The organism is Aeromonas sp. ZOR0002, assembly GCF_963866995.1.
GTDB classification, from domain to species: Bacteria; Pseudomonadota; Gammaproteobacteria; order Enterobacterales; family Aeromonadaceae; genus Aeromonas; species Aeromonas caviae.
Map to the genome: position 1 here is coordinate 25,772 of NZ_CAWMFQ010000389.1, position 245 is coordinate 26,016.

General features: G+C 67.3%; 1 protein-coding gene. It reads left to right on the top strand.

What is annotated here, in order from left to right; genetic code table 11:
• On the top strand, positions 1–245 hold a 245-nt coding region (locus AACR77_RS21725; RefSeq protein ID WP_042883410.1), incomplete at both ends, for an AraC family transcriptional regulator.

Here is a 245-nt window from a genome sequence, read left to right on the forward strand (position 1 = left end):
CCCTCTGTGGCAGCGTCGAGTCCCCCGTCGCCGAGGACAATGAGTGGGGCGTGAAGAATGCCCTCATCCCGGCCGGGCGCTGCGCCGTGGTACGCCACCACGGCTCCCACGACCTCCTGGCCGACTGTGCCCGGGCGCTCTACCGCGACTGGCTGCCCGCCAGCGGCGAAGAGCTGCGGGATTTTCCGCTCTTCTTCCACTACCACAACTTTGTACACGAGGTGCCCACCCATGAGCTGGTCACC